This is a genomic window from Microbacterium sp. H6 (assembly GCF_003314775.1).
Lineage (GTDB): Bacteria > Actinomycetota > Actinomycetes > Actinomycetales > Microbacteriaceae > Microbacterium > Microbacterium oxydans.
Genome location: NZ_QOAY01000076.1, coordinates 1 through 268, shown reverse-complemented (window position 1 = coordinate 268; position 268 = coordinate 1). Strand labels below are relative to the sequence as shown.

At 72.8% G+C, this 268-nt stretch carries 1 pseudogene; it reads left to right on the top strand.

Features of this window, described 5'->3' with window-relative positions:
• Positions 1-268: pseudogene (locus DSP71_RS23195) on the top strand (heavy metal translocating P-type ATPase); the annotation flags it as partial.

The window sequence follows — 268 nt, the reverse complement described above, 5'->3', positions numbered from 1 at the left end:
GTCGCACAGCTCGTTCCGGGTGATGTCGTGGTGGTGCGGCCGGGTGAGAAGATCCCCGCCGACGGCCTCGTCACCGAGGGAATGTCCGCGGTGGACGAGTCGATGCTGACCGGCGAGTCCGTGCCGGTCGAAGTCGCCCCCGGCGCCCGCGTGGTCGGCGCGACTGTGAACACCGGCGGGCGCCTGCTCGTGCAGATCACCCGCGTCGGCGCCGACACCGAGCTGGCCCGGATGGCGCGGCTGGTCGAGGAGGCGCAGACCGGCAAGG